Source organism: Lishizhenia tianjinensis (assembly GCF_900116425.1).
Lineage (GTDB): Bacteria > Bacteroidota > Bacteroidia > Flavobacteriales_D > Crocinitomicaceae > Lishizhenia > Lishizhenia tianjinensis.
This window is the reverse complement of the sequence record NZ_FPAS01000001.1, coordinates 30,701-56,925: the sequence shown is the minus strand read 5'-3', so window position 1 is coordinate 56,925 and position 26,225 is coordinate 30,701. Positions and strand designations below refer to the sequence as shown.

General features: G+C 36.1%; 30 protein-coding genes. 29 read left to right on the top strand and 1 reads right to left on the bottom strand.

Annotation, left to right across the window (positions count from 1 at the left end; genetic code table 11):
* The first annotated feature begins 52 nt into the window (after positions 1-52).
* From BM327_RS00295 to BM327_RS00190, 21 genes are all read left to right on the top strand, one after another.
* The gene (locus BM327_RS00295) at positions 53-661 is read left to right on the top strand and encodes a hypothetical protein (protein WP_090244895.1); all 609 of its coding nucleotides are present in this window, start codon (positions 53-55) and stop codon (positions 659-661) included.
* A 126-nt stretch (positions 662-787) separates the two neighbouring features.
* Entirely contained in the window at positions 788-1,936 is a 1,149-nt protein-coding gene (locus BM327_RS00290; protein ID WP_090244890.1) for a mannosyltransferase family protein, read from the top strand.
* 16 nt (positions 1,937-1,952) lie between these two features.
* Entirely contained in the window at positions 1,953-2,666 is a 714-nt protein-coding gene (locus BM327_RS00285; protein WP_244526199.1) for a hypothetical protein, read from the top strand.
* Between the two features lie 22 nt (positions 2,667-2,688).
* A complete protein-coding gene (locus BM327_RS00280) occupies positions 2,689-4,221 on the top strand; it encodes a hypothetical protein (RefSeq protein ID WP_139230181.1) in 1,533 nt (510 codons plus the stop codon).
* A gap of 12 nt (positions 4,222-4,233) precedes the next feature.
* The gene (locus BM327_RS00275) at positions 4,234-4,743 is read left to right on the top strand and encodes a hypothetical protein (protein ID WP_090244881.1); all 510 of its coding nucleotides are present in this window, start codon (positions 4,234-4,236) and stop codon (positions 4,741-4,743) included.
* 8 nt (positions 4,744-4,751) lie between these two features.
* The gene (locus tag BM327_RS00270) at positions 4,752-5,450 is read left to right on the top strand and encodes a hypothetical protein (protein ID WP_090244876.1); all 699 of its coding nucleotides are present in this window, start codon (positions 4,752-4,754) and stop codon (positions 5,448-5,450) included.
* Between the two features lie 87 nt (positions 5,451-5,537).
* Positions 5,538-6,455: a T9SS type A sorting domain-containing protein gene (locus BM327_RS00265; RefSeq protein ID WP_090244872.1), complete on the top strand. Its 918-nt coding sequence runs from the start codon at positions 5,538-5,540 to the stop codon at positions 6,453-6,455.
* 93 nt (positions 6,456-6,548) lie between these two features.
* Positions 6,549-7,076, top strand: a complete 528-nt coding sequence (locus BM327_RS00260) for a DUF7738 domain-containing protein (protein WP_139230180.1) — start codon at positions 6,549-6,551, stop codon at positions 7,074-7,076.
* 222 nt (positions 7,077-7,298) lie between these two features.
* Positions 7,299-8,555: an MBL fold metallo-hydrolase gene (locus BM327_RS00255; RefSeq protein WP_090244861.1), complete on the top strand. Its 1,257-nt coding sequence runs from the start codon at positions 7,299-7,301 to the stop codon at positions 8,553-8,555.
* 133 nt (positions 8,556-8,688) lie between these two features.
* The gene (locus BM327_RS00250) at positions 8,689-9,267 is read left to right on the top strand and encodes a serine O-acetyltransferase (protein WP_090244857.1); all 579 of its coding nucleotides are present in this window, start codon (positions 8,689-8,691) and stop codon (positions 9,265-9,267) included.
* A 32-nt stretch (positions 9,268-9,299) separates the two neighbouring features.
* Positions 9,300-10,001: a hypothetical protein gene (locus BM327_RS00245; protein ID WP_090244854.1), complete on the top strand. Its 702-nt coding sequence runs from the start codon at positions 9,300-9,302 to the stop codon at positions 9,999-10,001.
* Between the two features lie 49 nt (positions 10,002-10,050).
* Positions 10,051-10,638 (top strand): hypothetical protein, encoded by a 588-nt coding sequence (locus BM327_RS00240; protein ID WP_090244850.1) that lies wholly within the window; start codon positions 10,051-10,053, stop codon positions 10,636-10,638.
* An 18-nt stretch (positions 10,639-10,656) separates the two neighbouring features.
* A complete protein-coding gene (locus tag BM327_RS00235) occupies positions 10,657-11,025 on the top strand; it encodes a DUF1428 domain-containing protein (RefSeq protein ID WP_090244846.1) in 369 nt (122 codons plus the stop codon).
* A 27-nt stretch (positions 11,026-11,052) separates the two neighbouring features.
* Positions 11,053-12,102, top strand: a complete 1,050-nt coding sequence (locus tag BM327_RS00230; protein ID WP_090244839.1) for a hypothetical protein — start codon at positions 11,053-11,055, stop codon at positions 12,100-12,102.
* An 18-nt stretch (positions 12,103-12,120) separates the two neighbouring features.
* Positions 12,121-12,747, top strand: coding sequence for a hypothetical protein (locus BM327_RS00225; protein ID WP_139230179.1), 627 nt, complete (start codon positions 12,121-12,123; stop codon positions 12,745-12,747).
* A 17-nt stretch (positions 12,748-12,764) separates the two neighbouring features.
* A complete protein-coding gene (locus BM327_RS00220) occupies positions 12,765-13,130 on the top strand; it encodes a hypothetical protein (RefSeq protein WP_090244831.1) in 366 nt (121 codons plus the stop codon).
* Positions 13,131-13,581: 451 nt separating this feature from the next.
* Positions 13,582-14,160, top strand: coding sequence for a YdeI/OmpD-associated family protein (locus tag BM327_RS00210; protein ID WP_090244822.1), 579 nt, complete (start codon positions 13,582-13,584; stop codon positions 14,158-14,160).
* A 10-nt stretch (positions 14,161-14,170) separates the two neighbouring features.
* A complete protein-coding gene (locus tag BM327_RS00205) occupies positions 14,171-14,884 on the top strand; it encodes a hypothetical protein (protein WP_090244817.1) in 714 nt (237 codons plus the stop codon).
* A 178-nt stretch (positions 14,885-15,062) separates the two neighbouring features.
* Positions 15,063-16,283 (top strand): S8 family peptidase, encoded by a 1,221-nt coding sequence (locus tag BM327_RS00200; RefSeq protein ID WP_090244813.1) that lies wholly within the window; start codon positions 15,063-15,065, stop codon positions 16,281-16,283.
* Between the two features lie 97 nt (positions 16,284-16,380).
* Entirely contained in the window at positions 16,381-16,728 is a 348-nt protein-coding gene (locus BM327_RS00195; RefSeq protein WP_139230178.1) for a hypothetical protein, read from the top strand.
* Between the two features lie 81 nt (positions 16,729-16,809).
* Positions 16,810-18,105 (top strand): APC family permease, encoded by a 1,296-nt coding sequence (locus BM327_RS00190; protein ID WP_090244807.1) that lies wholly within the window; start codon positions 16,810-16,812, stop codon positions 18,103-18,105.
* A gap of 39 nt (positions 18,106-18,144) precedes the next feature.
* Here the strand turns inward: BM327_RS00190 and BM327_RS15750 are convergent, their stop codons facing one another.
* Positions 18,145-18,369 (bottom strand): hypothetical protein, encoded by a 225-nt coding sequence (locus BM327_RS15750; protein WP_139230177.1) that lies wholly within the window; start codon positions 18,367-18,369, stop codon positions 18,145-18,147.
* Positions 18,370-18,487: 118 nt separating this feature from the next.
* Between BM327_RS15750 and BM327_RS15975 the strand changes: the two genes are divergently transcribed.
* From BM327_RS15975 to BM327_RS00150, 8 genes are all read left to right on the top strand, one after another.
* On the top strand, positions 18,488-18,619 hold the full coding sequence (locus BM327_RS15975) for a hypothetical protein (RefSeq protein WP_262987292.1): 132 nt from the start codon (positions 18,488-18,490) through the stop codon (positions 18,617-18,619).
* A gap of 140 nt (positions 18,620-18,759) precedes the next feature.
* A complete protein-coding gene (locus tag BM327_RS00180) occupies positions 18,760-18,972 on the top strand; it encodes a hypothetical protein (RefSeq protein ID WP_090247569.1) in 213 nt (70 codons plus the stop codon).
* Between the two features lie 37 nt (positions 18,973-19,009).
* On the top strand, positions 19,010-19,822 hold the full coding sequence (locus BM327_RS00175; RefSeq protein ID WP_090244795.1) for a PDDEXK family nuclease: 813 nt from the start codon (positions 19,010-19,012) through the stop codon (positions 19,820-19,822).
* An 18-nt stretch (positions 19,823-19,840) separates the two neighbouring features.
* Positions 19,841-21,229: an MBL fold metallo-hydrolase RNA specificity domain-containing protein gene (locus BM327_RS00170; RefSeq protein WP_090244791.1), complete on the top strand. Its 1,389-nt coding sequence runs from the start codon at positions 19,841-19,843 to the stop codon at positions 21,227-21,229.
* 639 nt (positions 21,230-21,868) lie between these two features.
* Positions 21,869-22,576, top strand: a complete 708-nt coding sequence (locus BM327_RS00165) for a VIT1/CCC1 transporter family protein (RefSeq protein WP_090244787.1) — start codon at positions 21,869-21,871, stop codon at positions 22,574-22,576.
* Positions 22,577-22,652: 76 nt separating this feature from the next.
* Entirely contained in the window at positions 22,653-23,447 is a 795-nt protein-coding gene (locus tag BM327_RS00160; protein ID WP_170853622.1) for a cation efflux transmembrane domain-containing protein, read from the top strand.
* Between the two features lie 123 nt (positions 23,448-23,570).
* On the top strand, positions 23,571-25,412 hold the full coding sequence (locus BM327_RS00155) for a PLP-dependent aminotransferase family protein (RefSeq protein ID WP_090247567.1): 1,842 nt from the start codon (positions 23,571-23,573) through the stop codon (positions 25,410-25,412).
* 106 nt (positions 25,413-25,518) lie between these two features.
* Complete coding sequence (locus BM327_RS00150; protein WP_090244783.1) at positions 25,519-26,199, top strand: hypothetical protein; 681 nt, start codon at positions 25,519-25,521, stop codon at positions 26,197-26,199.
* The last annotated feature ends 26 nt before the right edge of the window (positions 26,200-26,225 follow it).

Genomic DNA, 26,225 nt, shown 5'->3' with positions numbered 1-26,225 from the left:
TAGGAATCAACTGATAAAAACATTAAATTGATGTAACTTTTAACAAAAAAACATGAAAACCACCATCCTTATTCTCCTGCTCTTCGGTACGTTTTACAGTTGTGAAAAAACCAATAAAAATATTCATGAGGTAAAAATGTCTGATACTCTGGAGGCGCAATACATGAATGGCGTATATGATTTGGACTACACCTTAGACGTATTCAACAACAAAGCGAATGTAATAGAATTTGATTTACACAACTCCCTTGGAAGCAGTGGTTCTAGTGCTTACACTAAAATCAATGGTACAGGAGATATACAAATAGCCTATGAAATTGTTCATGACACTTCTTGGCACTATGCTTTCGAAGATACTGTTTGGAACTACAGCAGCTTCAATGAAGCCTCCTATTACCTTCCTAATTCAGGAATACCTGGCCCTTTAAATTTCTCATCAGATAAAATTATTATGACGAATTACTATAATCCGGGAACAATGGGACCTCCTTCTCAATCTGATAATTATGAGTATAGTATAATAAACAGTGGACACGTTTACCTCCTTGCTAAAAATAGTAACGATGTTTACATTAGAGTTGAAGTAGAAGTCTTAGGAACATCAAAACTCGTAATTCATGGCTACGGATATTCAGATGACCTCAATGAATTGTTTGAGTAAAGTGGTAGATCTGGAGAAATTATCTTTCTTTCTGAACATTATTCAAAATTCTCCTCTTTAATCTCCATCTAATCATAATGCTTTCTCTATTTTAGTTGCGAAAAATTAAAAAAGCTTCGCGACTTTATGAGCAAGTCCCATATTTATAAAATCATTCTATTAAGTATCTCTTTTAAGCTTCTGTACATTGCCTTTGCTTTCTTTTTAGCTGAAGTTAAAGATGATTTTAGTGTAGAAAAAAGTTCTGATGACATCATAAGGTTGTTCAAAAGAAACGATAGCTTTTGGTATGAAAACATACATGACAATGGCTATCCAGAGATAAATACAAAAAAAGACTTGGGGTGGCATAAAAATGAAATTTTTCATCAATCCAGTTGGGGATTTATGCCGGGTTACCCCCTTCTTGTAAAAACTGTATCAACTCTATTCCAATGTAGTTTTAACAGCGCCTCTTTTTCCATAAGTATCCTTTTTTCTACCCTTTGTTTCTTGGTCTTCTATTGGTTGGCTACACAATGGTTTCAGGATACGAAAAACGCATTTTTTGCTACACTACTGTTTATTTGTATGCCTTTTCAATACTACTTTTCTATGATGTATACAGAAGCTATTTTCGCTTTTTTACTCATGGGCGCTTTTGTATGTATACAGCGCAAGAAGTATTTCGTATTGTCCCTTTTTTGCGCCTTCATGGTTATCCTCAGAGCCAATGGTTTGGTAATGCTCCTTCCTCTTGTTTTATTTCTATTCGAGAAAGAACAATTGCTGGTAGCTTATAAATTACAACCAAAGATATGGTCGTGGAGCACCTTAAAAAAACTAAGTTTTCTATCATTACCCCTGTTATGTTTTGGTGCTTATGTTTTGTATCAATATGTAAGAACCGGTTATCCCAACGCCTATTCCATCGCCCAACAAGGTGGTTGGTATAGAGAAATGATGTTTCCCTTAGCCGGACTTTTTAGACAAGGAGATTTCGGGACACAGTTTAACTCTTGGTACGCCATTCTATTTATGATAATTGCTGGTTTTGCCTGGAAAAGACTTCCTTTAAGCTTTAACCTCATTGTATGGTTCAACATTTTGCTTCCGCTAAGCGCGGGTTCGAGTACGGCAATGACAAGGTATATCTCCATAATCTTCCCTCTTTTCTTTGTATTTGCCTTTTGGTTGCGAAATATAAAATGGAAATATGCACTCTTACCTGTATTTACAGGCTTACAGCTTTACATGTTCTATTTCTGGTTAATTTCTGATGATTTTAGTCAGTAAATGAACAGATTCCTTGATGCTTTGGTGGCCAAAGCGTATATTAACCTCTACAAAACACATCACCGAAAGCACCATGAAATTCGATACCAACAAATACAAAGTCTACACCTGGAAAAATCCATTGATGTTACATTGGATAATAAACCCTGCCTTAGTTATAAATGAAATTCTATTCGGTCAAAAAATTCCTAAGGTTAGTTTGGTTGACAAAACCTCTCACAAACCAAGAGTAGAAAGAAGTTTTGTTCCATGTCCGCATTGTGAGACCATCCACGATGGTAGAACATGGTCACCCCAAAACGGTACGGCTTTTAAAAACTGGTTTGGACTATACTGTAATAATTGCGGAGAAATCATTCCTTGCGTGAACAATGTATTTAGTCTTTTAATACTTGCCCTCACCTTTCCAATTTGGGGATGGTTTAGAAAATCCTTGAAAGCAAAATGGTATGAAAAACAAGCGAAACGCTATGAAAATTTAGAATTCTCGAAAGTCACCAATCCTTTTGATAATAAGAATTGGTGGATAACGGGCTTAAAATGGGCTGCATTTATGTATGTAACTATGCAAGTGATTTGGCCCTTGTTGGATGGAACAGGAATTACATGGGCAAGTTTGGCCAAGGGTGCTGTGATTTGGCCAATTTCCGGAATTTTCTTTGGGTTTACGATGAAACTTTTTACGACGAAGAAAGGACGTAGGCAGAAGGAACAACTGTTGGATAATTAAAAAAGTCAAACATCAATTTATTATGTCAAAATTAATTGGCTCCATTTTCCTTTTAGTATTCTCCCTCCCTTTACTTGGTCAGTTTGACGGGAGCATCATTAATACTGGGTTTATCCATCAAACCAAAGACAAACTATATCTCAGCCATCACCTTTATGAGAAAACAAATTCACTACTGTATTCAAACAAGCTGAACCTAGATTCTGCAACAACAAACTTACTTCAGAAAGGTAATTCAAAATGGAATCTCCCTTATTTGGAAATGAATTATTGCTATTTATTCGATAGGCGAAACACATGGTCCATACGTGCATATAGAACCCTAGATTTAAAGGATATTGAAAACAGACACTTCACGAAAGGCTCTTGTAGTATTCAAAACCTTGTACTAGAAAACAATACAATCCAAAGCGATACAATTTACCTGAAAGAAAAGAGTTTCATACACGTCATCACGCAAGCTCTTAAAGAGCAAAAAATTACAGCCTTTTCTTCTCCTCATTTCGAAAATAACTCTATTCTTTACGATGAAATAGATGCAGATAAACTGTCCTCTCGAATTTATTTTATAAAAATTAAGGAAGACTACCATTATGACAAAGCAACTGGGCGTTTAAAGGCTTTTCCTATAGGAATCGCTTTGTTGGACAAAAATGAAAATGAAATCTTCTGGTTGTACTACCCAGAAATTAGAATTGAACTTCAGCAATCCTTTGTAACAACTCAATTCACTTCACAACCTCATATCTCCTGGAGCGAAATCATTGAAGAACATCATTATCTGAGTGAAAATTTACAAACTGAGCCACACTCGAATCATCAAGCCCCCACACGTCCAGATTATAAAGAACATCGCGATGATTTCGATGCATTGTTTGAAATAGAAATCATCAGAGAGCATATAACCAAAAACTACCCAAACTACACAGGTGAAATCAATAGTGTTTTGATAAATGGGGACATTGTACATGGTGAATTAGTATGTGGTTTACAACAGGGAAAATGGCAAGTTCTTCACCAAAATGGAAATCAAAAAATTGAGCTTAGTTTTAAAGACCATCTGCCGCATGGAAAATTTCTACTTCAAAATGAACTGGGAAAAACCTTAATAAAGGGTAGCTTTAAAAACGGATTACGCTCGGGTATTTGGGAGAGCTACTTCTCTAACGGCCAAAAAAAATCACGTCGACATTACCACATGGGAATGTTAGAAGGAGAACAACAAACTTGGTATTCATCGGGACAAAAACATTTACATTATAACTATGAAAATTATCAATTAAATGGAATTTTTGAACGATGGAATACATCGGGTATATTAACTGAATCAGGTCAGTTTAAAAACGACCATATTACAGGTGAATGGACCATAGCTATTAAGGTTCCTGAAGTCTATCAAAACATTATTAAAAACAACCCAAATTATGATTGGGGAATTACGCCAACTGCACTGGATGATGGCTATTTAAATTATTCCGTAATCATTCAACAATATACAGCGCATTGTTCCAAAGAGATTTGCTCAAAAAGAATTTCATTAAGCGCTATCCATTAACATAAGATTATTATGCCCCTCAAATCCAACGCCACCGCTGACGAAAAAACATCTCCATTTTACCTTAAAAATGAAGAACTCTGTAGGGAGTGGGAAAACTATATAACGGAAAAAAATGGTCAACTTAAAGGAGTCTACAACGCTTCATCTTTTCATATAGAGGGACGTATAGAAACAACAAATACTTGGAGCATAGAGGTGAAAAAAGCTACCTTTTCTAGCGGAAATTTACTGCTCTCCTCAAAGTATCAGAACTTACAAGAAATATTAACCTTATCTACAAAAATCTCTAACACTACTAGTGGAAATTTCAGAATCTGTAAGTCAATATTTAAGAGGAAAAGTCAAAAACATCCTTTGTACAAAAAAGTAAACGATCTATTCATAGCCGATTTAGATAGCGGTGAATTATATGAAATCGTATTCAAGAAACAACAACTCACATTTACCTATCACCATTGCAATGAACGCTTTGATATCGTAAATAAAATCATCAACTTAGATTTAAATTCTGAAGCATAAGCAATACTATGGTTAGAATATTTCTCATTAGCCTCCTGTTCCTTACGCATTGGAGCTCAGCACAGTCTTCATGTGTTATAAAGCTCCAAGATGCCCATACCTTGGAACAAATTCAAATATCAGAAATCACTTTTGTCAATCAAAAAAAACATAGCATAGACAGCCTTACCAATTCTTTGATAATTGAAAAAGCGAGAGGAAAAAAATTGAATATCCATACTAAAAACTACAAAGAATTTACAAGGAAAATTGATTTTAGAAAGCATAAAGGAGATACGCTCGTCCTTCATCTTCTACCTTCTAAAAACTTAATCCAGAGCCGTTATCAAGAGCTTTATGAATCAATGGGGGTCCCCAAAGACACCCTTATATTCGAAAACCAAGCTGCATTAAAAAATCACCTTAGCGCTTATATCTACCCTTTAATTAGCTATGCAATGGACAGTTGTAAGAATGGCTTGTGTAATTATAACAACACCTATTCCTTCCATTTCATTTTTGAAGCTTCAAATGGAGTCTACTCCTTAAAAACTTGTGATCAAACGAAATCCTATGCATACAGCTGTGATTCATTAGACAATGCCTTAGACCGGTTAATCACAATTTATCCTTACTTTCTCTTAGCAGAAGAAGAAAATACTTTTCGTATTAGAATTAGTATTTCCCCCAATTTAAGAAATAACAGTATTAACAAACGGACATATTAAATCCCTTTGAGTAAATAAATTGAGTTCGCTCAAACTATTTTTTCATTAATCTCGTTATCTTCAATGATAACTTAAATACACCACATCATGAAATCACTTACTTTTTTATTATTACTCCTAACGAGTATAAGTTTTGCCCAACAAACTTGGGTAAGCGATAACGCTAAATGGACCTATACATTTCACAGTTTTCCCTATGGGGGATATATTATCGTACAAGAAGTAATGGATACAGTTATAATGGGAGAAGCATGTAAAGGATATGAAACCACGCAGTATAACTTTGGAATGAATCAATTTGGTGAGACTGTCGAACTATTCTCAGAAGTATTGGATACGAACTATGTATATTACGCCAATGATACTGTGCACATGTACTACGAAAGTGATTTTCATCCCATTTACATTTTCAACCTGAACCAAAATACCACCTACAATACCATGGCCAACCCATCAGAAACAACTTGTGCCATTACCAGTAACATTAGTGTTGTAGATAGTACAACCGTGACTTTATCTGGTCAAGACTACCTACAGTATACCCTTAGTGCCGATGACAACAATAGTTTTAGAATAAATGGTGTAGTAAATTCAAGATTTGGACATTTTGAAACCACCTCTCAACAATACAGTTTTGTTTTTCCTCGTATGACATTTTGCTTCATGCCAGATGAAAGTCCATTTTACAGCTTTAGTTGTTTTGAAGATGATGACATCAGCTATACGGCCAATACTGGAAGTGATTGTATCTACCCTTATAACACAATAGGTATTGAAACATTTGATATTGATTTAAATCTGATTAACCCCGTAATTAATGGTGAAATACAACTTCCTTCAGATTTTGTTAATGTTCGCTCAACAATTACAGACCTGAAAGGTCAAGTTGTATTACGCAGCACAAACAACACCTTAAAGGTATCTACCTTAGAAAATGGCATTTACCTCCTGCATGTAGAAAAAGAAGGGAAGGTATACACAAAGAAAATGGTGATCAGAAATTGATTTAAAAAAGAACCAATAATTATAGATTTAAGCTCCATTTGGGGCTTTTTCTTATTTTTCGTGATATTACTGAAAACAGATAAAAATTACAGCATGAAAACATCAAAACTAACTTTTCACTTTCTTGTCGGAGTATTCATCTTTTGCATGAATACGGCATTTGCACAAATCGACTCATTAAATATCGACTACACTTCCAGTCCTTCACTGACAATAAAAGGTTTAAATCTTACAAGTAAAACAACGATAAAAGAAGTGACAAAAGAACTTGGAGATGCTACGGAAATTAAAGAACACGCCAATGGAGAAAAAGCTTATTTCTACGAAACCTCAGGTATTGTTTTCTTCACCAACAAAAATAAAATTACTGGATTAGGTATAAATTTCAACACAGATGGTGATGAAAAATTTCCTACAACAAGTTTTACAGGTACATTAACCTTGGGAGAGGTTAACATCTTTAAAGAAACAGTTAGCGCGGATATCGCAGGCATTGAAAACATAGAGTTCATTTGTCCTTTTCCAGCCATGTGTGCAACCAAAGATAGATCTTTAAATATTGTATGTACTGCGGCATTCAAAGACGAACAGCTCACACAAGTTGTATTTTTAATGCACTAATACGTGACGGAATACATAGATTTCACTTTACAAAACCACTCTGATAAAAAGGCAGTTCCCCTCACTTTGATTTTTATCAATTTATTCCTTTACCTGTAGGCAGTTCCAAAACCAATTCTATTTTTGCAGGCAATCAATGAAATTTTAGCGAAATAGTAGATTCATTTGGTTTTATATCTCAACCATCTGAGTGTTTTTATTTCGCGAAATAAAGCATCTTTTATGGAAATTGAATTTATATCACACGCCGGTTTTATCGTTAAAGCAAACAATAAAAAAATATTCTTGGACCCGTGGACGAAAGGAAAAACATTTAACGATAGCTGGGCCTTATTGGCTGGAGATATAGAGGTAGATTATTCTGAGATCGATTACATTTTTGTAACCCATGAACATCCAGATCACTTTAATTTCCCTACCTTAAAAGGTATAGATGAAGCAGATAAGAAGAGAATTAAAATTCTTTATCAAAAACACGCTTCTACTCGTTTAAAAGAGGCTTTTGAAAAGCTCGGTTTCGCAGAGGTAATAGAGCTTCCTATTTACAAATGGACACAAGTTGAAGGCATTGATTTGTATTGTGGTTCTGCAGGTTCTATGGATTCTTTCTTAGCGGTAAAAGCCGAGGGTACTACAATTTTAAACTTAAACGATTGTGTATTTACAGCAAACCAATATAAATATATCGCCAAACAAGTTGGAAAAATAGACTACCTATTCACGCAGTTTTCATTTGCAAATTGGGTAGGAAATAACGCCGATGAAATTGGAGCCACGCAAAAGAAAAAGGAAGATATTCTATTACAAAATGAGATCTTCTCACCTACTTACATCGTTCCTTTTGCCAGCTTTGTATACTTCTGTAACGAAGAAAACAAACGCATGAACGAATGGGTAAATACACCGGAAGACATCTTGAAAATGGGATTGGAGAAGATACAATTTATGTATCCGCATGACAAAGTAAATACCAAGCAACCTGCATTCAATTCTGAGTATGCCGTTGAACGCTACATGAGGGATTTAGAAAACTGTAAAATTGACCCTACTCCAGCTTCAAAAACATTTGAAGAAGTTACAGCAGCAGTTGAGGCCAACATGGCAATTTTTCAACAAAAAATTAAAGCTCCTTTCCGTAAAATGGTAGAACCTTTTGGTATCTATTTACATGATTTAGACAGAGCTATATTTATCGATCCTAAAAAGGGAACTTGGGAGGAAACAACACGAGAAAAAGCGAGGTACACCATGTGCAGTCAAGTATGTTGGTTTACTTTCAACTTTGAATGGGGAACAGGAACTTTACAGGTTTCGGGGATGTTTTTAGACAAAGATCATCCAGCAGCGACCTCTAAATATTTCTTTTTCCAAAATATGCTATCAACAGGCTTTTTATCAACGAAATCTATTCCCCAGACTTTAAGAACATTAAAATTTCTCTGGAGAAAAAAATGGGAAATCTTTTATAGATTTATATAATCATGATTAAGGGGAAGGCTAAAACACGCTCCCCTTTTTTATTGTCCAGAAAAAAAATAAAAATCTTTATCTTCGTCTTACCTCAAAGCGCTATACTTCGGGGTATTTGAAGACCAACAACTGTATTTCAAGTATGATACAATCTAGAAAAGATTACATCCATTATTTAAAGGAAGATTTACGTCATTATCAAATGACTACCTACAGTCTATCTACGCATATTAAAAATCCCGTCATTCGCTTTCAAAGAAGGTTAAGAAAAATAGAATACCTGACGAATTGTAAATCGCGTAACCCCTTACGTAAAATTCAATGTAAAATACTTCAAATTCTAAATGTTAGGTTGGGTATACGTTTAGGCTTTTCCATACCGATCAACACCATTGGTCCAGGCTTATGTTTTCCCCATTATGGAACACTGATTATCACTAAAAATGCGACGATAGGAAAAAATTGTAGAATACATCCAGGGGTAAGCATAGGTACCTATCATGGAGCACCGGTTATAGGTGATAATGTGTATATAGGTCCGGGAGCAAAATTATTTGGTAACATCACTATAGGTAACAATGTTTCTATAGGTGCCAACAGCGTTGTGACCAAAAGTGTAGGAGACAACGTTGCTATAGCAGGAGCTCCAGCAAAAATCATCTCTCACAAAAGCACCGTAGAATTGGGTATGTTCCCAAAAGGATTTTTAGAAAATTCATAGAAGTATTCACTAAAAATTAACCTTTTTAAGTTATGTCTACTCACCTTAAAGATACCCTCGACGAAGTTTACACTACTTTTAGCTCTTACCCTCTTCCTTCTGAAATCGATGGCTGTCCTTGCTGCGTTGGTAAAGAGGATCATTATCATATTCACTCCCTTCCATTAAGAGATTTGAAGGACAAAGAACTTTCCAAATATGCTTTTAAGGCAATGACCACTTGGGGAAATGTAAATGACTTTAAACATTTCCTCCCCAGAATTTTAGACCTGAGTGCATGCAATGAACTTAGCGTAGACCTTTTTGTAGTGCTTGGAAAACTTGAATATGGCCATTGGAAAACTTGGCCACAAAATGAACAAAAAGCCGTTGTGGAATTTTTGAAAGTATGGTGGGAATACGCGATCAAACATACTGAACTTCTAGATTTTGAACTACTGATTGAACTTCATAAAGTTCTCAAACAAATCTCTGAAATGTTAGCACTTTGGGACCTTCAACCGGATAAATTTGGGCTCCTCAATTTCTTGACATTTATAGAAAGTTATTATCCCGATATGGTAGATAAAGAAGGTGAAAATTCAGACTTTTCTGGAGAAGTAGTTGTGGACCTTAAAAACTGGATAAATTCTAAAAAAGAAGACCTTGAAAATGCCTTTTTTAAAATGGAAAAGGAAAATAATGATTTAGCCCAACGAATTTCAAAGGCCCTCTACATTTTGGAACATACCTGATTATTTTATGGAAATTTAAACACAGCTACATCCTTAATTAAACGCTCTAATGAAACCAGTAATTTTCTTCCTATTACTTACACTTCCCCTTTTATCAGTTGCCCAAAGAGGTTTCCGTTTGATTGATAAAGCTGCCAATAAAATTGAACAAGGAAAGTTAAAAAAAGCTCTTGAAATTCTGGAAAAAGCAGAACATTCAAATTATGGTTTTTGTGGCCTTACTTACACAGATGCCTATCAAAATATAGCATTGCTTCGATTTATAATTTACGATAGTCTTCAGGAGCCTTTAAAAGCAGCAAATACTTTAAATAAGCTGTATTATTTTCAAGGTATGGACTTAGACTCTTTGAAAATGACGTATTACCTAGATGTCTATGATAAAGAAAAATTAAAACAGCAAATGGATACAGCAATTGAAGCACTCACTCCAGATTCTACGAACTTTCGGGAATATTTTTACGATATAACCTTAAACGTTACTTTCGCGGATAACGGATTTTCAATCTCTTATGAGAACATTCGAAGTTTAATAAAAAGAGCATTGGTAATCCAAGAAAAAAATCAACATCTTAGCTTTTTGGAGGCCTATAAATTAGCCATACGCGAAGAAGCTTTTTACACGTTATTAGAATAAAATTTTATCTTTCTATTCATGAAAAATTACATCGACGGATTTGTATTTAGCCTTCCCAAAAAGCATTTAGACACCTACCAAAAAATAGCCGAACAAGTTTCGGAAATATGGCTCGAACACGGTGCATTATCTTATCAAGAATTTGTAGGTGATGATATGGCATTGGATGGAGTTATTTCATTTATAGATACTCTTAACTGCAGTCCTAATGAAATCCCCGTATTTGGTTGGGTTGTTTTTCCTTCTAAAGAAATTCGAGATAAAGCAAACACTTCTGTACCTATGGACCCCAGAATGACAGAGCTTGTGGCTCCTTTGATGGATGAAAAAGATTTGATTTTTGATGCACGTAGAATGATCTATGGCGGATTTAAAGCATTTGTATGATACTTCACTACTAAAAACAGATTCGACATGTATCCTAAACACCTCTTGCTATTCATGCTCCTTTTAACGCTTTTTGCTTGTCAGCAAAATCCAACACCTAAAACATTCACCGGTGATCTAGCTCAGGATATTGAAAATGACACGATTTATCCTTCCTCTTCTCGTTTACCAGTAGCTGATATTTTAGAACGTTTGAAGTATCAAAAAAGAAGTATAGATACACTTATTGCGAACAATGAATTACTTATTGAATCTTGGCTTTTAGATGAACCCTCTGAGCATATCATTCGCTTACTAAGTCAAGATTTACTCGACACATGCACAAACACCACCTATAGTCTTTTTAGGGATAATTCGGGACAGTTTCTTTGTGCAAAGCAAGTACCTTATCTACAAAGTGGTGATGGTTCAATTGGGTATATGCATTATTTCGATGAAGACGGCAAAACTTTTGCTTTTGAAAGACATACCAGTTATATCAACTCATTCTATGAAGAAGGCTATTATACAGAGCAAATAACCGAATTCTACAACGAAGATTTTAATAGAATTGAACGTGAAAAAGTCGTAAGTTTAGAGAAAGGTGAACATCCATGGAACCAGAGTTATGAAGTAGCCCCAAACCTAAGTTACTATCTAAATAACATCACGCAGCATAATGAGGTATTCTTTTCACCCCAAGACCAAATTGTAAACGACTATTCGAAATTTGTAGATTCTCGATTTGTCAATAAAAAACGCAATTATCACTCTCTATATATCGAACATGAAATTACCTACCTAGGTCAGATACAGGGCGTAGAAGAGAAAATTTCTTATTCCGTTGTTACAGATTTTTCTAAAATTGGAATTGGTGATTCCATTTCTAAAAAGGGACAAAGTAAACTTATTTTTATATCCAGTTCAAAAGAACGCATATACAAATATGATATGTTGATGCCAGATAATCTTCCCTATAGAATTGAGAATAATTTTTTGTATTTTCAAGGAGTTAATAGCACAAAAATTGAAATTAAAAATGGATTAAATTCATTCGTGTGCATCCCAAACAAAGAATGTTTTGAATTAATACATTAATCATCAATCCCTAAATACATGAGAAAATTTCATTTCCTTTTACTAGTTACTTGTTTTGTAATGTCTTACTCTTATGGTCAAGACTCAACTTCGTTCAATGTAAAATATAAACTGCGAGGTAATATGTATGTTAAATCAAGTATAATAGACTCAACGGCTTTCGGCGGGTTTGGAGGATCAAGTAATACGCCCAAGGTTTATTCGGACACTTTAAACCTAAGGGGTGAAGGAGTTTATTTATACCTCGACACTACCAAAACTACCACGGTTTATAAGCAATATGAAGGCTATAAATTTTATATCGTCAACTTATCTGATTCTATACTTAAACTTTCTGCCTCAGATAGCAGAATATCCTGTGTTGCAGAAGTACTTTATAATGGTGAATGGAAAAAAATAGAATATTTACCTAGCAGTGGTTGTGGCAACAGTTACCATAAAGTATTTCTAGACAACAACCAATATTGGGAATTTGATGTCCCAAAATTTAATGGTACAGAACCGGTTCAATTGCGCTACAAATTGGCTCTAGGAGGAGGTAAATATTTATATTCGAATGCAATTCACGCATCCATAAACAAGGAACAATTTGGCACCAAGCAAGGTTATAAACCGAATGGAATTATGGATCCTTATAAAGATTAATTGGAATAATTAATTAGATGAAAAAGTACGCCTCCACTTTTCTAATAATCACCTTGATCACAAGTAACCTTTGGTGTCAATACTTCGGTCCACAGATCGCGGATTCCGTACTTAAAATCAATAACGTAAACAAATGTATTGAATTCGACACAGAAGATTCCATGGCGTTTTTCAACGATTACCCCAATGCTTTTTACTGGGTTTATAACGAAGAAGGAAAAGAAATTGAAGCTAATACCTATAGCTTCGGAGATTCAATTATTGAATTTAAAATACATTCGATTTATGATCATTTAGGAAGAATAATTATGATGCTTTGGTACGACAAATCTTCTCCAAATAAAATAATTCGAGTGCGACAAGAAGAATATAATGAACAATGAGAAAATTACGCCTTCAAAGATTTTTCTCCTATAACCGATCAAGCAGCCAATTACACATTAAAATTGTATCCTAAAAAAGAATATGAAGTTATAGACTCTATTGTTTCCGAAACTCAAAGAACTTACACTTTTTATAAAAATGTAAAAAGGGAGGATAGCATTAAACAATGGATAGAATACCGCAGTAACAATCGCATAGATTCTGTTCGTATAAGTTATAATGAATCTTCATTTCAAGGAGAAGAAATTCAACGTTTCATTTACTGGGAAACTGGTTTTTTAAGAACAAATGAATTAAGCCTAATGAATCTTAATGGAAAAGTTATCCGATATCAAAAGACCAATTATTCGCAATCAGGTTTACCTTTGAGTAGACAATACAAAAGGAATACTAAAAATAAAGTGGAGTCAACCAAAACCACTTTTAAATACACATATTATTAACTACTCAATGTCTGAAAAAATAAACATATTTCACCCGAATTCCCCAAAAGCATGGAGGGAATGGTTGGTTAAAAACCATGAAAATACAGAAGCGGTTTGGCTCGTTTTTCATACCGTTAAATCTGGGAAACCGAGTTTAACTTGGAGTGAGGCGGTTGACGAAGCCTTGTGTTTTGGATGGATAGATAGCAAAAAGGTAAAAATTGACACAGACACCTATCATCAATATTTTTCTAAGCGTAAGGCGAACAGTACGTGGTCTAAAGTCAACAAAGACAAAATACTACAACTCGAAGCTGAAAACCGCATGGAAAAAGCCGGATGGCAAGTGATAGAGCGCGCGAAAGAAAATGGTTCTTGGACCCTGCTCGATAGTGTTGAAGCTTTGCTGGTTCCTGATAAACTTGTCGTGGAATTTAACAAGTATGAAGGTGCAAGTGACTACTTTGAAAGCTTGAGCAAATCCTCTAAAAAAATTCTATTATCCTGGATTGTTTTGGCCAAAAGAGAAGAAACCAAAATGAAACGTATACAAGTCATAGCAGAAGCTGCCGGACAACAAAGTATGCCGAAACCGTTTCAATAAAAAGCAAAGTATGCTAAACAAATTATTCCTTGCTATACTCTTCGTCTTTCTCAGCATTTTAAGCACCGCGCAAAATGATTTTGAATCGAATTTTGGTCTCCTTAAAGATAGCGCTGGATTCACCTACATGCGTTCTACACAAAGTTCAAATTCAAAGATAGTAGACACCCTTTATGCGAAGGATTTTTTTGTTTATTATCCCACTGACACCTCAGATTGGTTTTGGGTATTAAAAGCATGTGACGAAGGTGGATTTATTCATAAAAACAGCATACAAGATATATTAGACCTTCCAGTGATTGAAAAATATCACCTCATCGATTCTATCTTCCAGCTTGAAGCGATTCACTACCCACTACTTTTAAATGGTGACTCCCTTCAAAAGCAAAAAGCCTTAAATTTTCATGAATTCAAATATGCACCTACCCTAACCCTATTCAATGCTTACATCCTCAGTGAATATGATGAAAGCTTAGTTCGACAGTTTATTGATTTACTCCTTTTAGAAAAAGGGTCGGCAGACGAATATCCCACATGGATTTTGGGATCTATTTATTTAAAATATCCCGATCATATCATTCAACTAATAGAAGAATATGACCATTACATCCTTTATGCTGATTTGGAATTTGGCTTTCTGAATGTAACCTATGAAAAAACCAAAGTAATTGAAAACTATAACGAATTAAAAAATAAAATGGACCAATTTTTAAAGTCACATTAATCATTTGCTAGCACTTATAAAATTGATTACCCTACATTATACACCTAGTTTTTTAATTCAAAACAAATAATCACCACCGATCCACCAATAAAAACTCACGGGCAATTGAAGGTCGTTTTCATGCAATTTTTTTCACCTTTTTTTTCGTAACTTGTAGGGAAACAAAAACCCAAAGACGATGAAAAGAAAATTAATTTATTCCGTAGGATTTTCGGCCATTACCCTTTTGGCAGTGAGTTGTAAAAAGGAAGTTACAGAGCAGCAAGCACAAAGAGAGGAAATTGAAAATGTGGAAGCCCCTACAAAATTTGGAGAGATTATACCCAACACCTACATCGTTCGCTATGCGCAAAGCAGTGTTGCCACGCCAAAAAACAATGTGAGTTTAACTTATCATGAAAGACAAAACCTTTACAAAGAAGAGCTTCAACACTTACACAAAAGTATTACCCAAAGAGATTTAGAAGCGCAGAGCATTTACGATAAAACCATACTTGGCTACTCAGCTGTCTTGAGCGAAGAAGAAGTTGAAAAATTGAAAAACGACCCTCGCGTAATCAATATAGAACCCGACAGAATCGTTTCATTGGGTAAACCCGATGGCGTTGGAGGTGGTGGAAACAAGGGTGGTGATACGCCTCCCCCACAAACTACACCTTGGGGAATTTCAAGAGTAAACGGTGGTGGTTCTAGCTCAGCTTTTACCGCTTGGATTATAGATTCGGGTGTTGATTTAGATCACCCAGATTTAAATGTAAACACAAGTTTATCCGAAACCTTCTTAGGAGGGAATTCTACACCAGACGATCAGAATGGTCACGGAACCCATGTTGCCGGAACGGTGGCAGCCCTGGACAACAACTTTGGTGTTATTGGCGTAGCTCCTGGAACCTCAGTAGTTTCTGTACGTGTATTAGACAGAAGAGGAAGTGGATCTTTAAGCGGTGTGATTGCAGGAGTAAATTACGTAGCCAGTAATGCTGGAGCCAACGACGTAGCCAACATGAGTTTGGGAGGAGGAATTTCCACTTCTTTAGACGCTGCGGTTATTTCAGCTTCTAGTACTTGTAAATTCGTTCTGGCTGCAGGTAATGAATCTGACGATGCCAACAACCATTCTCCTGCCCGTGTGAATGGAGCGAATATTTATACGGTAAGTGCCATGACTTCAACAGATGGTTGGGCGAGCTTTAGTAACTACGGTTCTCCTGTAGATTACATAGAACCAGGTGTAAACATCAACTCAACCTGGAAAAATGGCGGATACAATACAATATCAGGAACTTCTATGGCAGCACCTCACTTAACAGGATTGTTATTGTTAGGAAATGTTTCTGTAGGAGGTTATGTAAATGTAACTCCAGATTTACCAGATACGGACCCTATTGGAGTACACTAGGAAAAATCTTATTACAATAGAAAACTCAGCCTTCGGGTTGAGTTTTTTTTATGCAACCTTTTTCCTTTGAGCTTCATTAACCAATAAAGCGCTAATTATGAAAAACATCTTCCTCCTTTGCTTCTTTGCTTTCACATTTATTTCTTGTAGAAAAATTGATACTTCATGCATGCAGGGCACTGTCATCGGTAAAATTAGATCATCCGGTGGAGGTTTGGCTGTATCACTCCATAAGCATTACCACAAAGCCGTAAAATGGCAGGGCCATAAAAATGTGATAGAGCTTTTAAATATACCAGAGGATATGCAATTAGAAGGCACAACTATCTATTTTAAATCACGCATTGCAACCACGGAAGAACAAGGTATAATTACAGCTGATGGAGAGGAAAGCTTAAAACTCGTTCTTTACGGAAAGAACTTTAGTATAGACGCCTGTCCATAAAACATCTCCATTTGTTCTATTAATTGTTATTTTTAGATGGAAGGATAACCAATGCTTCCATTATAAAAAATACAATCACTTATGGACAATAAAATAGGATTACGCGAGGCCATTTCTATAGGTATAGGCGGTATGGTTGGCGGCGGAATTTTTGCTGTTTTAGGACTTGCTGTTGCCCTAGCCCAAGGAGGAACGCCCATTGCCTTTTTATTAGCAGGTTTCTTAGCACTTATCACTTCCTATAGCTATGTAAAATTATCGCAAGCTTATCCAGATCGTGGAGGAACAGTAAAATTTATCAATCAAGGATTTGGTAAAACAGTATTCAGCGGGGCCATGAATAATTTACTATGGTTGAGCTACATTATCATGCTTTCTTTGTATGCATCGGCCTTTGGATCTTACGCTCCCAATCTTTTAAAATTGACCTCTAATCCTACCTATGATTTTCACATCTATGCGAGTGCTATCATACTCTTGGCTACTGCCATTAATTATTACAGCATTGCAGTGGTTGGTAAAATAGAAGCCTATGCGGTGGTCATAAAACTACTCATCCTTTTGGCCTTTGTAGGAATCGGAGCCTATGGTTTAATAGGCAATGTAAACCTTGTTCAATTATCACCGGAGCATTGGGAAACTCCAATAAAACTCTTCGCAGGCGGAATGGTAATTTTTGTAGCCTATGAAGGCTTTGAACTAATTGCTAATGCTGCTCCAGATATTAAAAATCCAGAGAAGAACATTTCTCGCGCTTACTACATTTCAGTCATCTTTGTCATCCTGCTTTACGTTATTATAGCGTTTGTTACTGTTGGCTCACTTCCTTTCGGAGAAATCGCCAACGCCGAAGATTACGTCTTGGCCAAAGCAGCAGAACCCATGTTGGGTAAGATTGGTTTTAGCATCATTACAGTAGCTGCCTTAATTTCAACTTTCTCTGCTATTAATGCCTCACTTTATGGAGGTAGTAGGGTGAATTTTGAAATTGCACAAGATGATGAACTACCGCATCACTTCTTATCAAAGGTATGGAACCAACCTCTAGGATTACTTATTACTTCTATTGCAACCCTAGTATTGGTAAATGTTTTAAAACTTGAAAGTATATCCACTGCAGGAAGTGTAGGTTTCCTTATCATTTTTGGCATCGTAAACCTCACTGGATATCGTTTGGCAAAAGAAATAAAAGCCAACAAATTCCTTCCCTTAATAGGAGCTCTGTTATGCGGAATTGCTTTGATCGTACTTATCAGTCAACAAGCGCAAAGTAATTTAACGGGAGTGATTATCGCCATAGGTATTGTTGTTTTTTGTATCCTTTTAGAATCCATATACAAGACCTTTGAAGCTCGCGGAAATAAAACAAGCAATTAAAATACACTTCGTCTTATTTAGATAAGAACCCGAAGTAAACTACTCTAGCAAATCACAGTAAACACTAACTTCGGTGGAGTTATAATTGTCTTCTTGACACCTCTCCCGCGCATAGCTTTCCGTTATATCAGAAACAGTATGTTCTGTAGTATCGGTTGGTGAACCGTTCGCATAGTTGTACGTGCATGAACAGGTATAATCTTTTGAGCAAGAGCTTATACTCCATAAGCCAAAGAAAACGAGTAGTAGAGATACATTTTTCATGATAGTGAATTTTTGATTGAAAACAACCAACCCACCTATTTTGTTCATTATCAATAAAAAACAAGAATTACTTTCTACTCTGTGGTTTGGAAAAGTGTGGTATTTTAACTTATCCAGTATGATCTTCTTCCCTTTGACAGCATGTACATTTTATGGAGATACGGTTACCCTCCTCCTCCTTTTAGCTTTAGGCGCCGGACAATTACTACAAGCTGTTTTTTGGACAAATAAGCATAAAACAATCAACTAAGATTCACAAATCTGTCTAAGTTTTAGAGCATCTTAACTTTTTTAATGCGACACCCTACAATTCTACCCTAACCTGTAGTTAATCAGTGATTTATTTTGTATCTTTTAATGACGATAAAACACATTATTAAATCCTTGTTCATGAAAAGATTGCAAAAATTACTTACAGAAATAAGTGCCCTTACTTTGAAAATAGAACAGGAATACCCTGAACTCTACCAACATTTGAATGAAACTCCTGTTACCCTGAAGGCTCCTGTATCAGATAAGATAGACACTCAAAATTTTTCAGATTATCTAGAGAGCCTTAAACTACTTTTAGAACATCACATACAGACGCATCCCGACAACTAATGCCGCTATGGAACTAAATCCTATCCCCATTCTAAAAATGAATGGAAAAAAAGCCCTTTTCAACGAAGAGAAACTAAAACTTTCTTTAAAAAATTCTGGTGCTACAGCTGAAATGATTGCTCATGTGCTGGAAGAAGTCAAATTAGCGCTCTACCCCTATATCTCTACCCAAGAAATACATAAAATTGCCTTTTCGCGTTTGAAACAATTTAAGCGCGCTACTGCTGCACGCTACAATTTAAAAAAAGCACTTTTAGACTTAGGCCCTTCTGGTTTTCCCTTCGAACGCATTGTTGAACAAACCTTAATCTATCAAGGATTCACCACTAAGACCGACCAAATACTAAAAGGAAATTGTGTGCAACATGAGGTTGATGTTATTGCAATTAAAAACAATTTTTACCTTCTAGTGGAATGCAAATTTCACAGCGATCAAGCGCGTCAAAGTGATGTAAAAGTCCCCCTTTACATTCAATCTCGCTTTTACGATATTCGCCTACAATGGAAAAAGGACGCGTCCTATCAAAACAAATCCTTACAAGGTTGGATATTTACCAATACGCGTTTCAGTAAAGACGCTATAAGTTATAGTAATTGTATGGACTTGAATTTGGTAGCTTGGAACTATCCCAGTAAAGGATCTCTTAAAGAACGCATAGACGTAGCTGGCCTTCATCCAATTACTTGCCTAACGACTTTAACCCTAAATGAAAAACAAGCCCTTCTCAAAGAGATGATAATTCTATGCCGAGAGCTTCTTAAAAAAAGAGAAATTCTTACAAAAATCGAAATTCATCCCCAAAGGCATGCGAACATATTATCAGAAGCCAAACAATTGTGTAACTTGTAATAACATAAAATGTCTACTATGAATGCAAGCGATAAAATATCCCTACACTTTTTAGGTGCAGCCGGTACAGTAACAGGTTCTAAATATCTCATCGAGGTGAGAGACAAAAAAATTATGGTGGATTGTGGTTTGTTTCAAGGTCTTAAAAAACTTCGGCAACTCAATTGGGATTATCTACCAGTAAATGTTGCAGAAATTGACGCTGTTGTACTTACACATGGTCATATGGACCACACCGGCTATTTGCCAAGGTTGATAAAAATGGGGTATAAAAATGCGATTTACGGAACCGCTCCAACATTAGACATTGCTGAAATAATTTTACGCGACAGTGCCAAAATTCAAGAAGAGGAGGCCGATAGAGCCAACAAAGAAGGATATTCAAAGCATAACCCATCCGTTCCACTCTACGATTTAACAGACGCTGAGAAGGCCATACATCATTTCAAGGCATTACCAGAAGGAGAGTGGATTACACTTTTTGACCAAATCGAAATCCGCTTTCAATACAACGGACATATAATAGGCGCTACTTTCATAGAAATGAATGTCTACGGAAAACGTTTTGTTTTTTCTGGAGATATAGGAAGAAAAGAAGACTTGTTGATGCGCCCTTATAAGAAACCTCAAAAAGCAGATATACTTTTTATTGAAAGTACCTATGGTGACCGCATACACCCCAAGGAAAACCTTTACGAAAAGATAGAGAAAATCGTAAACCATACCGTTCAAAAAGGTGGTACATTGATAATTCCGAGCTTTGCTGTAGAACGGACGCAAACACTCATGTACATTTTATGGCAACTTAAAAAGAAAGGCCTAATTCCAGAAATCCCGTTGATTATGGATAGTCCTATGGGGGCCAATGTACTCAAAGTCTTTCACAACCATAAATCTTGGCACAAACTATCCTCAGAAGAATGTGCGGCGATGTGTGATGCATTTACCATAGTTCAGGAATACAGAGAAACTTGGGAAGTTATAGATGATAAACGTCCGAAAATTGTTATTGCTGGAAGTGGAATGATGACGGGAGGAAGGGTTCTCACCTACTTACAACAATACGTAGGTTTACCCGAAACCTCTGTACTAGTAGCAGGTTTTCAGGCGGATGGTACACGCGGAAAAAAACTTTTAAATGGCTGTCTATCGCTCAAAATTTACGGTAAATACTACGAGGTGAAAGCTGAAGTTTTTGAAATACAAACACTCTCAGCCCATGCCGACCAAGCTGAACTCATTGACTGGATGAGTGAAATATCCAATACACCGGAACAAGTTTTTATCATTCATGGTGAGGCCCATGCCGCTGATACCTTTAGAGTGCGACTTACTGATACTTACAATTGGAACTGCTACATACCCGAACTTTATGAGATAAAAGAGTTTTTTATAGATGTCACTTAGATATAAACTAAACCTAAACCCTCTATATTTGATTTGATTACGAAAAAATGAAATTTTCAACTAAAAACGCTTTAATTACAAAATACTGATTCCATAGTGCTTATATCATTTTTTTCTTGTAAATTACTAGTCCAATAGGAAATTTCCCCTAGAAAAAAGGGGAGAAAAAAACCAATAATTAAAACAAAGGGTTGTACATTTCTGTTAATATTTGATTTAACGAAAGATTTAATTTAACAGAAAACCATTTGGATTAACAAATTCACTGCAAAACTTCCTTTTAAATCTGGCCCGTTAAATCTTAGAAAATTGAAATGAAATATAAAACGGTACGACAGAATTGATAAGGAAAAAATTTTAGGTTCTATACTTTACAACTAAACAAACCTCAGAAAAAAGAAATAGTCATTCTGCGATGAATGATAAAATTGATAATTACTTAAAAAAGAAATAACGATTTGAATTTCCTTTCTTCTAACAACATAGGATTCTTAAATTTTTTCCCTGTCTACCATACTCCCTATATCATAAACAACCTTTACACCTGAATTGTTCTCTAGAATTTAAAAATAATTCTACCTCTTCCCTTTCACGGTAAAAAAATGTATTTTAGAAAAGTAATCTTTAAGCATTTTCACCATGGAAAAAGTAAACATCGACAATTACTTAGACAACCATTATATCAACAGAAGTAATTGGTTAAGAGCGGCCGTTCTGGGTGCCAACGATGGAATTATCTCAGTATCTAGTCTTGCCATAGGTGTCGCTGCTGCCAGTCACACACGCGAACCAATATTACTAGCTACCGTAGCAGGTTTAGTAGCCGGTGCTCTATCCATGGCAGCAGGAGAATACGTATCTGTTAGCTCACAAACAGATACAGAAAATGCAGATATAGAACGTGAAAAACAAGAGTTAAAAGACACCCCAATAGAGGAATTACAAGTACTCGCTCAAATCTATGAAAAGCGTGGACTATCCAAAGCAACAGCCTTGCAAGTTGCTATAGAATTAACCCGAGCAGATGCCTTAGGAACACATATTCGAGATGAACTCGGAATCAATGAAATATCAAAAGCCAAACCCTTACAAGCCGCACTCGCCTCTGGAGCTTCTTTTACAGTTGGTGGTTTACTTCCCTTGCTCGTCGTTTTCTTTGTTCCCTTGGATGTTATGGAATACGGCCTTTACATTTTTACTATACTATTTTTGATGCTATTAGGAGCCATATCCGCCAAAACAGGAGGCGCACCTATGCTAAAACCTGTTCTACGAATTACCATTTGGGGAACAATAGCTATGGTAGTTTCTGCCTACGTGGGATCTTTATTTGGAGTGGATATCTAATCCTATCCTCCATCCGTAACTTTAGCTACCGAGTTTAATGTACAAGTAGGCTAACTTTGCTCAATATTTAAAAATCATGCTCAAAACGAGGTATCAAATAAAAAAAATGGATTGTCCCTCCGAGGAAAACTTGATTCGAATGAAGCTCTCCCCATTCCAAAGTATAGACTTCCTCGAATTTGATATACCGCAAAGAACTTTGGACATTTATCATACCGCTGAGCTAGAAGAAATTGATAATGCACTAAAAACACTTCGATTAGGAGCTGAAAAAATCTCATCCACAACCAGCACTCGGCAAAATTTTGATAGCGCAAGAAATCAAAGAAAAATGCTTTGGGCTGTCTTATGGATAAACTTCGTGTTTTTCATCCTTGAAATGACTACAGGTTTATTTTCCAAATCTATGGGATTGGTAGCCGATAGTCTGGATATGCTCGCTGATAGCTTTGTTTATGGTATAAGTTTATTTGCCGTTGGAGGAAGCTTAATTCGCAAAAAACGGATTGCAAAAACAGCAGGGTATTTTCAGATCATATTAGCAATTGTAGGATTTACAGAGGTAATACGCCGATTTATCGGGGCTGAAGAACTGCCAAATTTTACTACCATGATTATCGTTTCCATTTTTGCATTAATTGCCAACGCTGCTTGTCTCTACATATTACAGAAATCGAAAAATAAGGAAGACGCCCACATGCAAGCGAGTATGATTTTCACCTCTAATGATGTTATTATAAACCTTGGAGTAATACTTGCCGGTATCTTAGTGCTTTATTTAGAAAATGGTCTACCCGATTTAATTATAGGTTCTTTGGTTTTCATATTGGTTATTCAAGGTGCTTTTCGAATTTTAAAGCTCGGGAAATAAGAGAAGTCAACCAGAAGTGTAAGGTGCTAACATTTGAGGAATTTATCCCTTCACGCAGACTCCAAAAACTTTTAATTTCCATCTTATTCTGCTATCTTGGCGCCCAATCTGATGGAGAAAATTATGGAGAACAATAAATTGATCAATTACATTTCAACACTAATCGAGCAAGTACCAACAGACTGGTTAAAACTTACAACTCACCGATTAGATATTTACGACGAATCTCAAGCAAAAACTCAATTTTTAGAGCAATTTGAAACTTTGGTGAAGGAGAATAATGCCCAGACATCAGCATTAGAAGAATTGCCAACAGCTTACGATTACATACGTTTAGGACACCCACTTTCCTCAGTTTTAGAATGGACGATTGCTCAGATCAACGGACTTTCGGCTGACAGTGTAATAAGCTTTCAATCTATTACCATTCCATTGATGGCAGTATTGAGAAAGAACTTATTCACAGGAAAAAACACACGTGTTGTGTATACAAATGAATTACCAACTGCGTTTGACTTTGACTCTCTAAGAGATGTTTACGGATACAACTTCGAGGTAATGCAAATCAATACGGAAGAGGAGCTAGAATCTTTTGAAGGAAGTACCGTTTACATATCAACCCAAAATAAAGTAGGCGAATTAAGCAACAATGCAAACATCGATTTTTTCTTAAGCATACACGCCCCTTATGGTAGCATACTTTCCGTATTGGGAGAAGATAATAAAGCCTACATCTCAGAAATTCAACACGTAAGAAGAAGAGAAACAGTAGCCATGACACCAGCTAATACCTTTGCTGTATTACAAGAATTGGTAGAAAAAGATGCACCACAAAAACAAAGTGATGTACTTGCGAATAAAGCCAGTTTACGCGCTTCAATAAAAACCATTACCAATACATCTTCTGAAGCACTTGTAGCTTCGAGTGGGTTATCAACGCAATACGCTATTGTAATGGGCTTAATTGACCATGCTTTAGAAAACCATCCAGGTAAAGAGATTAAAATAGTTGTGCCCCCTAACTGTTACGGAGGTACCAACGATCAGGCGCGACGAGTTGCGGCTTGTTTGGATAGAGTTGAAGTTATGGATTTACCTGTTGATGGTGGAAATGACATGGTCAACAGTGTGGATAGGGTCTTAACTACCATAGCAGAAATGGATGCCGTTCCCTTCATTATTGCCGAAATACCTACCAACCCAAGGGTTGAGGTTCCTGTGTTGACAGATTTAAGAGATGCTTTGAGCAAGGAGCGTAAAACTCCAAATGGAGATCAAGCCATTGCACCTGTCTTTATTCTCGATCAAACTTTTTGTCCTAACTTCCATTTCTTAGGAGAAGACAATATTTTAGCCTCTGTTCAAGCCATCGCCTATGTAAGTGGATCTAAATTCCCAAGTGGTGGTAAATGTACTGCAGGATACTTGGTTGCGAATAAAAAAGCAGAAGCATTGATGACTAAAATTGAAAAGCATTTGACCTTATGTGATAATGAGGCAACAGCACTTCAATACGAAATATTAGCCGAGCAAATCCCTTCTATGAACCAGCGTATCGCAGATGCATTCACCAATACACGTGCTTTTGTCAACTTCATAGAAGAAACATTACCCGAAGCTAAAATCAACTTTGTTTCCGAAGAATTAGCCGCTGAAGGATTTACTCCATCCGTATTCTCTTTGGATCTTCCTACAAAAGGAAATACAGACCAAGAAAGGGAAATGTACAAACGTGAGATGAACAATTTGTTGATCAACATGATGATTAACGAAATACCAAATGAAAGTAAATATTGTGTGAGTTACGGACAGTTGAAAGGGTGTTACTGGACTATTCCTGCGACTTCTACACAGGGTACAACCAAAGAGGCCGATAAGGATTACATCGCCCGTGTAGCACTTTCAGCTCACATGGATTTAGAAAAACATAAAGAAGTCTTTAAAGATTTCGTTTCAAAAATGTAAACATAGAGCGGTGACTTCGGTTACCGCTTTTTTTTTGACCCTAACTTACAGTGGCTTTGGAAGATTTATTATTTTAGAACTATAATCAATAGTTACACTACTCAATATGTTTGGAATCATAGCTGCCTTGATCGTTATCATCCTACTAATTTCCCTCTTTTCTTTCTTTTTTAATGAAGAAGCCCGCACCAAAAGGGCGTTAAAACAAACTCCTATATCATCCTTTACAACTTTCAAAGATGGACAAATTGGAAAAATTGTTGGTCAGGTAATACTCAAAGACAAAGCGCTAATTAGTCCGTTAACCCAACAAGAATGTGCGGGCTATCATGTTATTGTACAAGAAGAACGCGAAAGCACCCATAAAGATGCAGATGGCGACGAACACACATCAACAGAATGGCACACCATTATTGAAGAAAAGTTAATTTCAGATTTCCTCCTTAAAAATGCAGAGGGTATTGCTTTGGTTAGATCAAGAGGGAATAACACTGCCATTAACAAAGAACACCAGTTTAAATCAGGTATTTTTAACGATAGCACACCTACCTTGGAAGCCTTTTTAAATAAACATGGTGAAAAAAGCACAACGTTTTTTGGCAACAATAAAACCTTAAGATATGTAGAAGGTTTGTTGGAAGAAGGCGAAAAGGTAGCGGTATTAGGGAAAGGTAAATGGCTCTATCATTTACCAGAATTGCATGCACATCACAAGGTTTTAGAAATTTATGCTGACAAAGAACAGCGTTTATTCATCAGTGATAAATTCAGTACCTTCACTAACTAGCACAAAAGAAGGCTACCTTTTCAGAT

Bases quoted from the DNA above. Each gene is read 5' to 3' on its own strand.
- BM327_RS00295 (WP_090244895.1), top strand. From the start codon at position 53: ATGAAAACCACCATCCTTATTCTCCTGCTCTTCGGTACGTTTTACAGT.
- BM327_RS00290 (WP_090244890.1), top strand. From the start codon at position 788: ATGAGCAAGTCCCATATTTATAAAATCATTCTATTAAGTATCTCTTTT.
- BM327_RS00285 (WP_244526199.1), top strand. From the start codon at position 1,953: ATGCTTTGGTGGCCAAAGCGTATATTAACCTCTACAAAACACATCACC.
- BM327_RS00280 (WP_139230181.1), top strand. From the start codon at position 2,689: ATGTCAAAATTAATTGGCTCCATTTTCCTTTTAGTATTCTCCCTCCCT.
- BM327_RS00275 (WP_090244881.1), top strand. From the start codon at position 4,234: ATGCCCCTCAAATCCAACGCCACCGCTGACGAAAAAACATCTCCATTT.
- BM327_RS00270 (WP_090244876.1), top strand. From the start codon at position 4,752: ATGGTTAGAATATTTCTCATTAGCCTCCTGTTCCTTACGCATTGGAGC.
- BM327_RS00265 (WP_090244872.1), top strand. From the start codon at position 5,538: ATGAAATCACTTACTTTTTTATTATTACTCCTAACGAGTATAAGTTTT.
- BM327_RS00260 (WP_139230180.1), top strand. From the start codon at position 6,549: ATGAAAACATCAAAACTAACTTTTCACTTTCTTGTCGGAGTATTCATC.
- BM327_RS00255 (WP_090244861.1), top strand. From the start codon at position 7,299: ATGGAAATTGAATTTATATCACACGCCGGTTTTATCGTTAAAGCAAAC.
- BM327_RS00250 (WP_090244857.1), top strand. From the start codon at position 8,689: ATGATACAATCTAGAAAAGATTACATCCATTATTTAAAGGAAGATTTA.
- BM327_RS00245 (WP_090244854.1), top strand. From the start codon at position 9,300: ATGTCTACTCACCTTAAAGATACCCTCGACGAAGTTTACACTACTTTT.
- BM327_RS00240 (WP_090244850.1), top strand. From the start codon at position 10,051: ATGAAACCAGTAATTTTCTTCCTATTACTTACACTTCCCCTTTTATCA.
- BM327_RS00235 (WP_090244846.1), top strand. From the start codon at position 10,657: ATGAAAAATTACATCGACGGATTTGTATTTAGCCTTCCCAAAAAGCAT.
- BM327_RS00230 (WP_090244839.1), top strand. From the start codon at position 11,053: ATGTATCCTAAACACCTCTTGCTATTCATGCTCCTTTTAACGCTTTTT.
- BM327_RS00225 (WP_139230179.1), top strand. From the start codon at position 12,121: ATGAGAAAATTTCATTTCCTTTTACTAGTTACTTGTTTTGTAATGTCT.
- BM327_RS00220 (WP_090244831.1), top strand. From the start codon at position 12,765: ATGAAAAAGTACGCCTCCACTTTTCTAATAATCACCTTGATCACAAGT.
- BM327_RS00210 (WP_090244822.1), top strand. From the start codon at position 13,582: ATGTCTGAAAAAATAAACATATTTCACCCGAATTCCCCAAAAGCATGG.
- BM327_RS00205 (WP_090244817.1), top strand. From the start codon at position 14,171: ATGCTAAACAAATTATTCCTTGCTATACTCTTCGTCTTTCTCAGCATT.
- BM327_RS00200 (WP_090244813.1), top strand. From the start codon at position 15,063: ATGAAAAGAAAATTAATTTATTCCGTAGGATTTTCGGCCATTACCCTT.
- BM327_RS00195 (WP_139230178.1), top strand. From the start codon at position 16,381: ATGAAAAACATCTTCCTCCTTTGCTTCTTTGCTTTCACATTTATTTCT.
- BM327_RS00190 (WP_090244807.1), top strand. From the start codon at position 16,810: ATGGACAATAAAATAGGATTACGCGAGGCCATTTCTATAGGTATAGGC.
- BM327_RS15750 (WP_139230177.1), bottom strand. From the start codon at position 18,369: ATGAAAAATGTATCTCTACTACTCGTTTTCTTTGGCTTATGGAGTATA.
- BM327_RS15975 (WP_262987292.1), top strand. From the start codon at position 18,488: ATGATCTTCTTCCCTTTGACAGCATGTACATTTTATGGAGATACGGTT.
- BM327_RS00180 (WP_090247569.1), top strand. From the start codon at position 18,760: ATGAAAAGATTGCAAAAATTACTTACAGAAATAAGTGCCCTTACTTTG.
- BM327_RS00175 (WP_090244795.1), top strand. From the start codon at position 19,010: ATGAATGGAAAAAAAGCCCTTTTCAACGAAGAGAAACTAAAACTTTCT.
- BM327_RS00170 (WP_090244791.1), top strand. From the start codon at position 19,841: ATGAATGCAAGCGATAAAATATCCCTACACTTTTTAGGTGCAGCCGGT.
- BM327_RS00165 (WP_090244787.1), top strand. From the start codon at position 21,869: ATGGAAAAAGTAAACATCGACAATTACTTAGACAACCATTATATCAAC.
- BM327_RS00160 (WP_170853622.1), top strand. From the start codon at position 22,653: ATGCTCAAAACGAGGTATCAAATAAAAAAAATGGATTGTCCCTCCGAG.
- BM327_RS00155 (WP_090247567.1), top strand. From the start codon at position 23,571: ATGGAGAACAATAAATTGATCAATTACATTTCAACACTAATCGAGCAA.
- BM327_RS00150 (WP_090244783.1), top strand. From the start codon at position 25,519: ATGTTTGGAATCATAGCTGCCTTGATCGTTATCATCCTACTAATTTCC.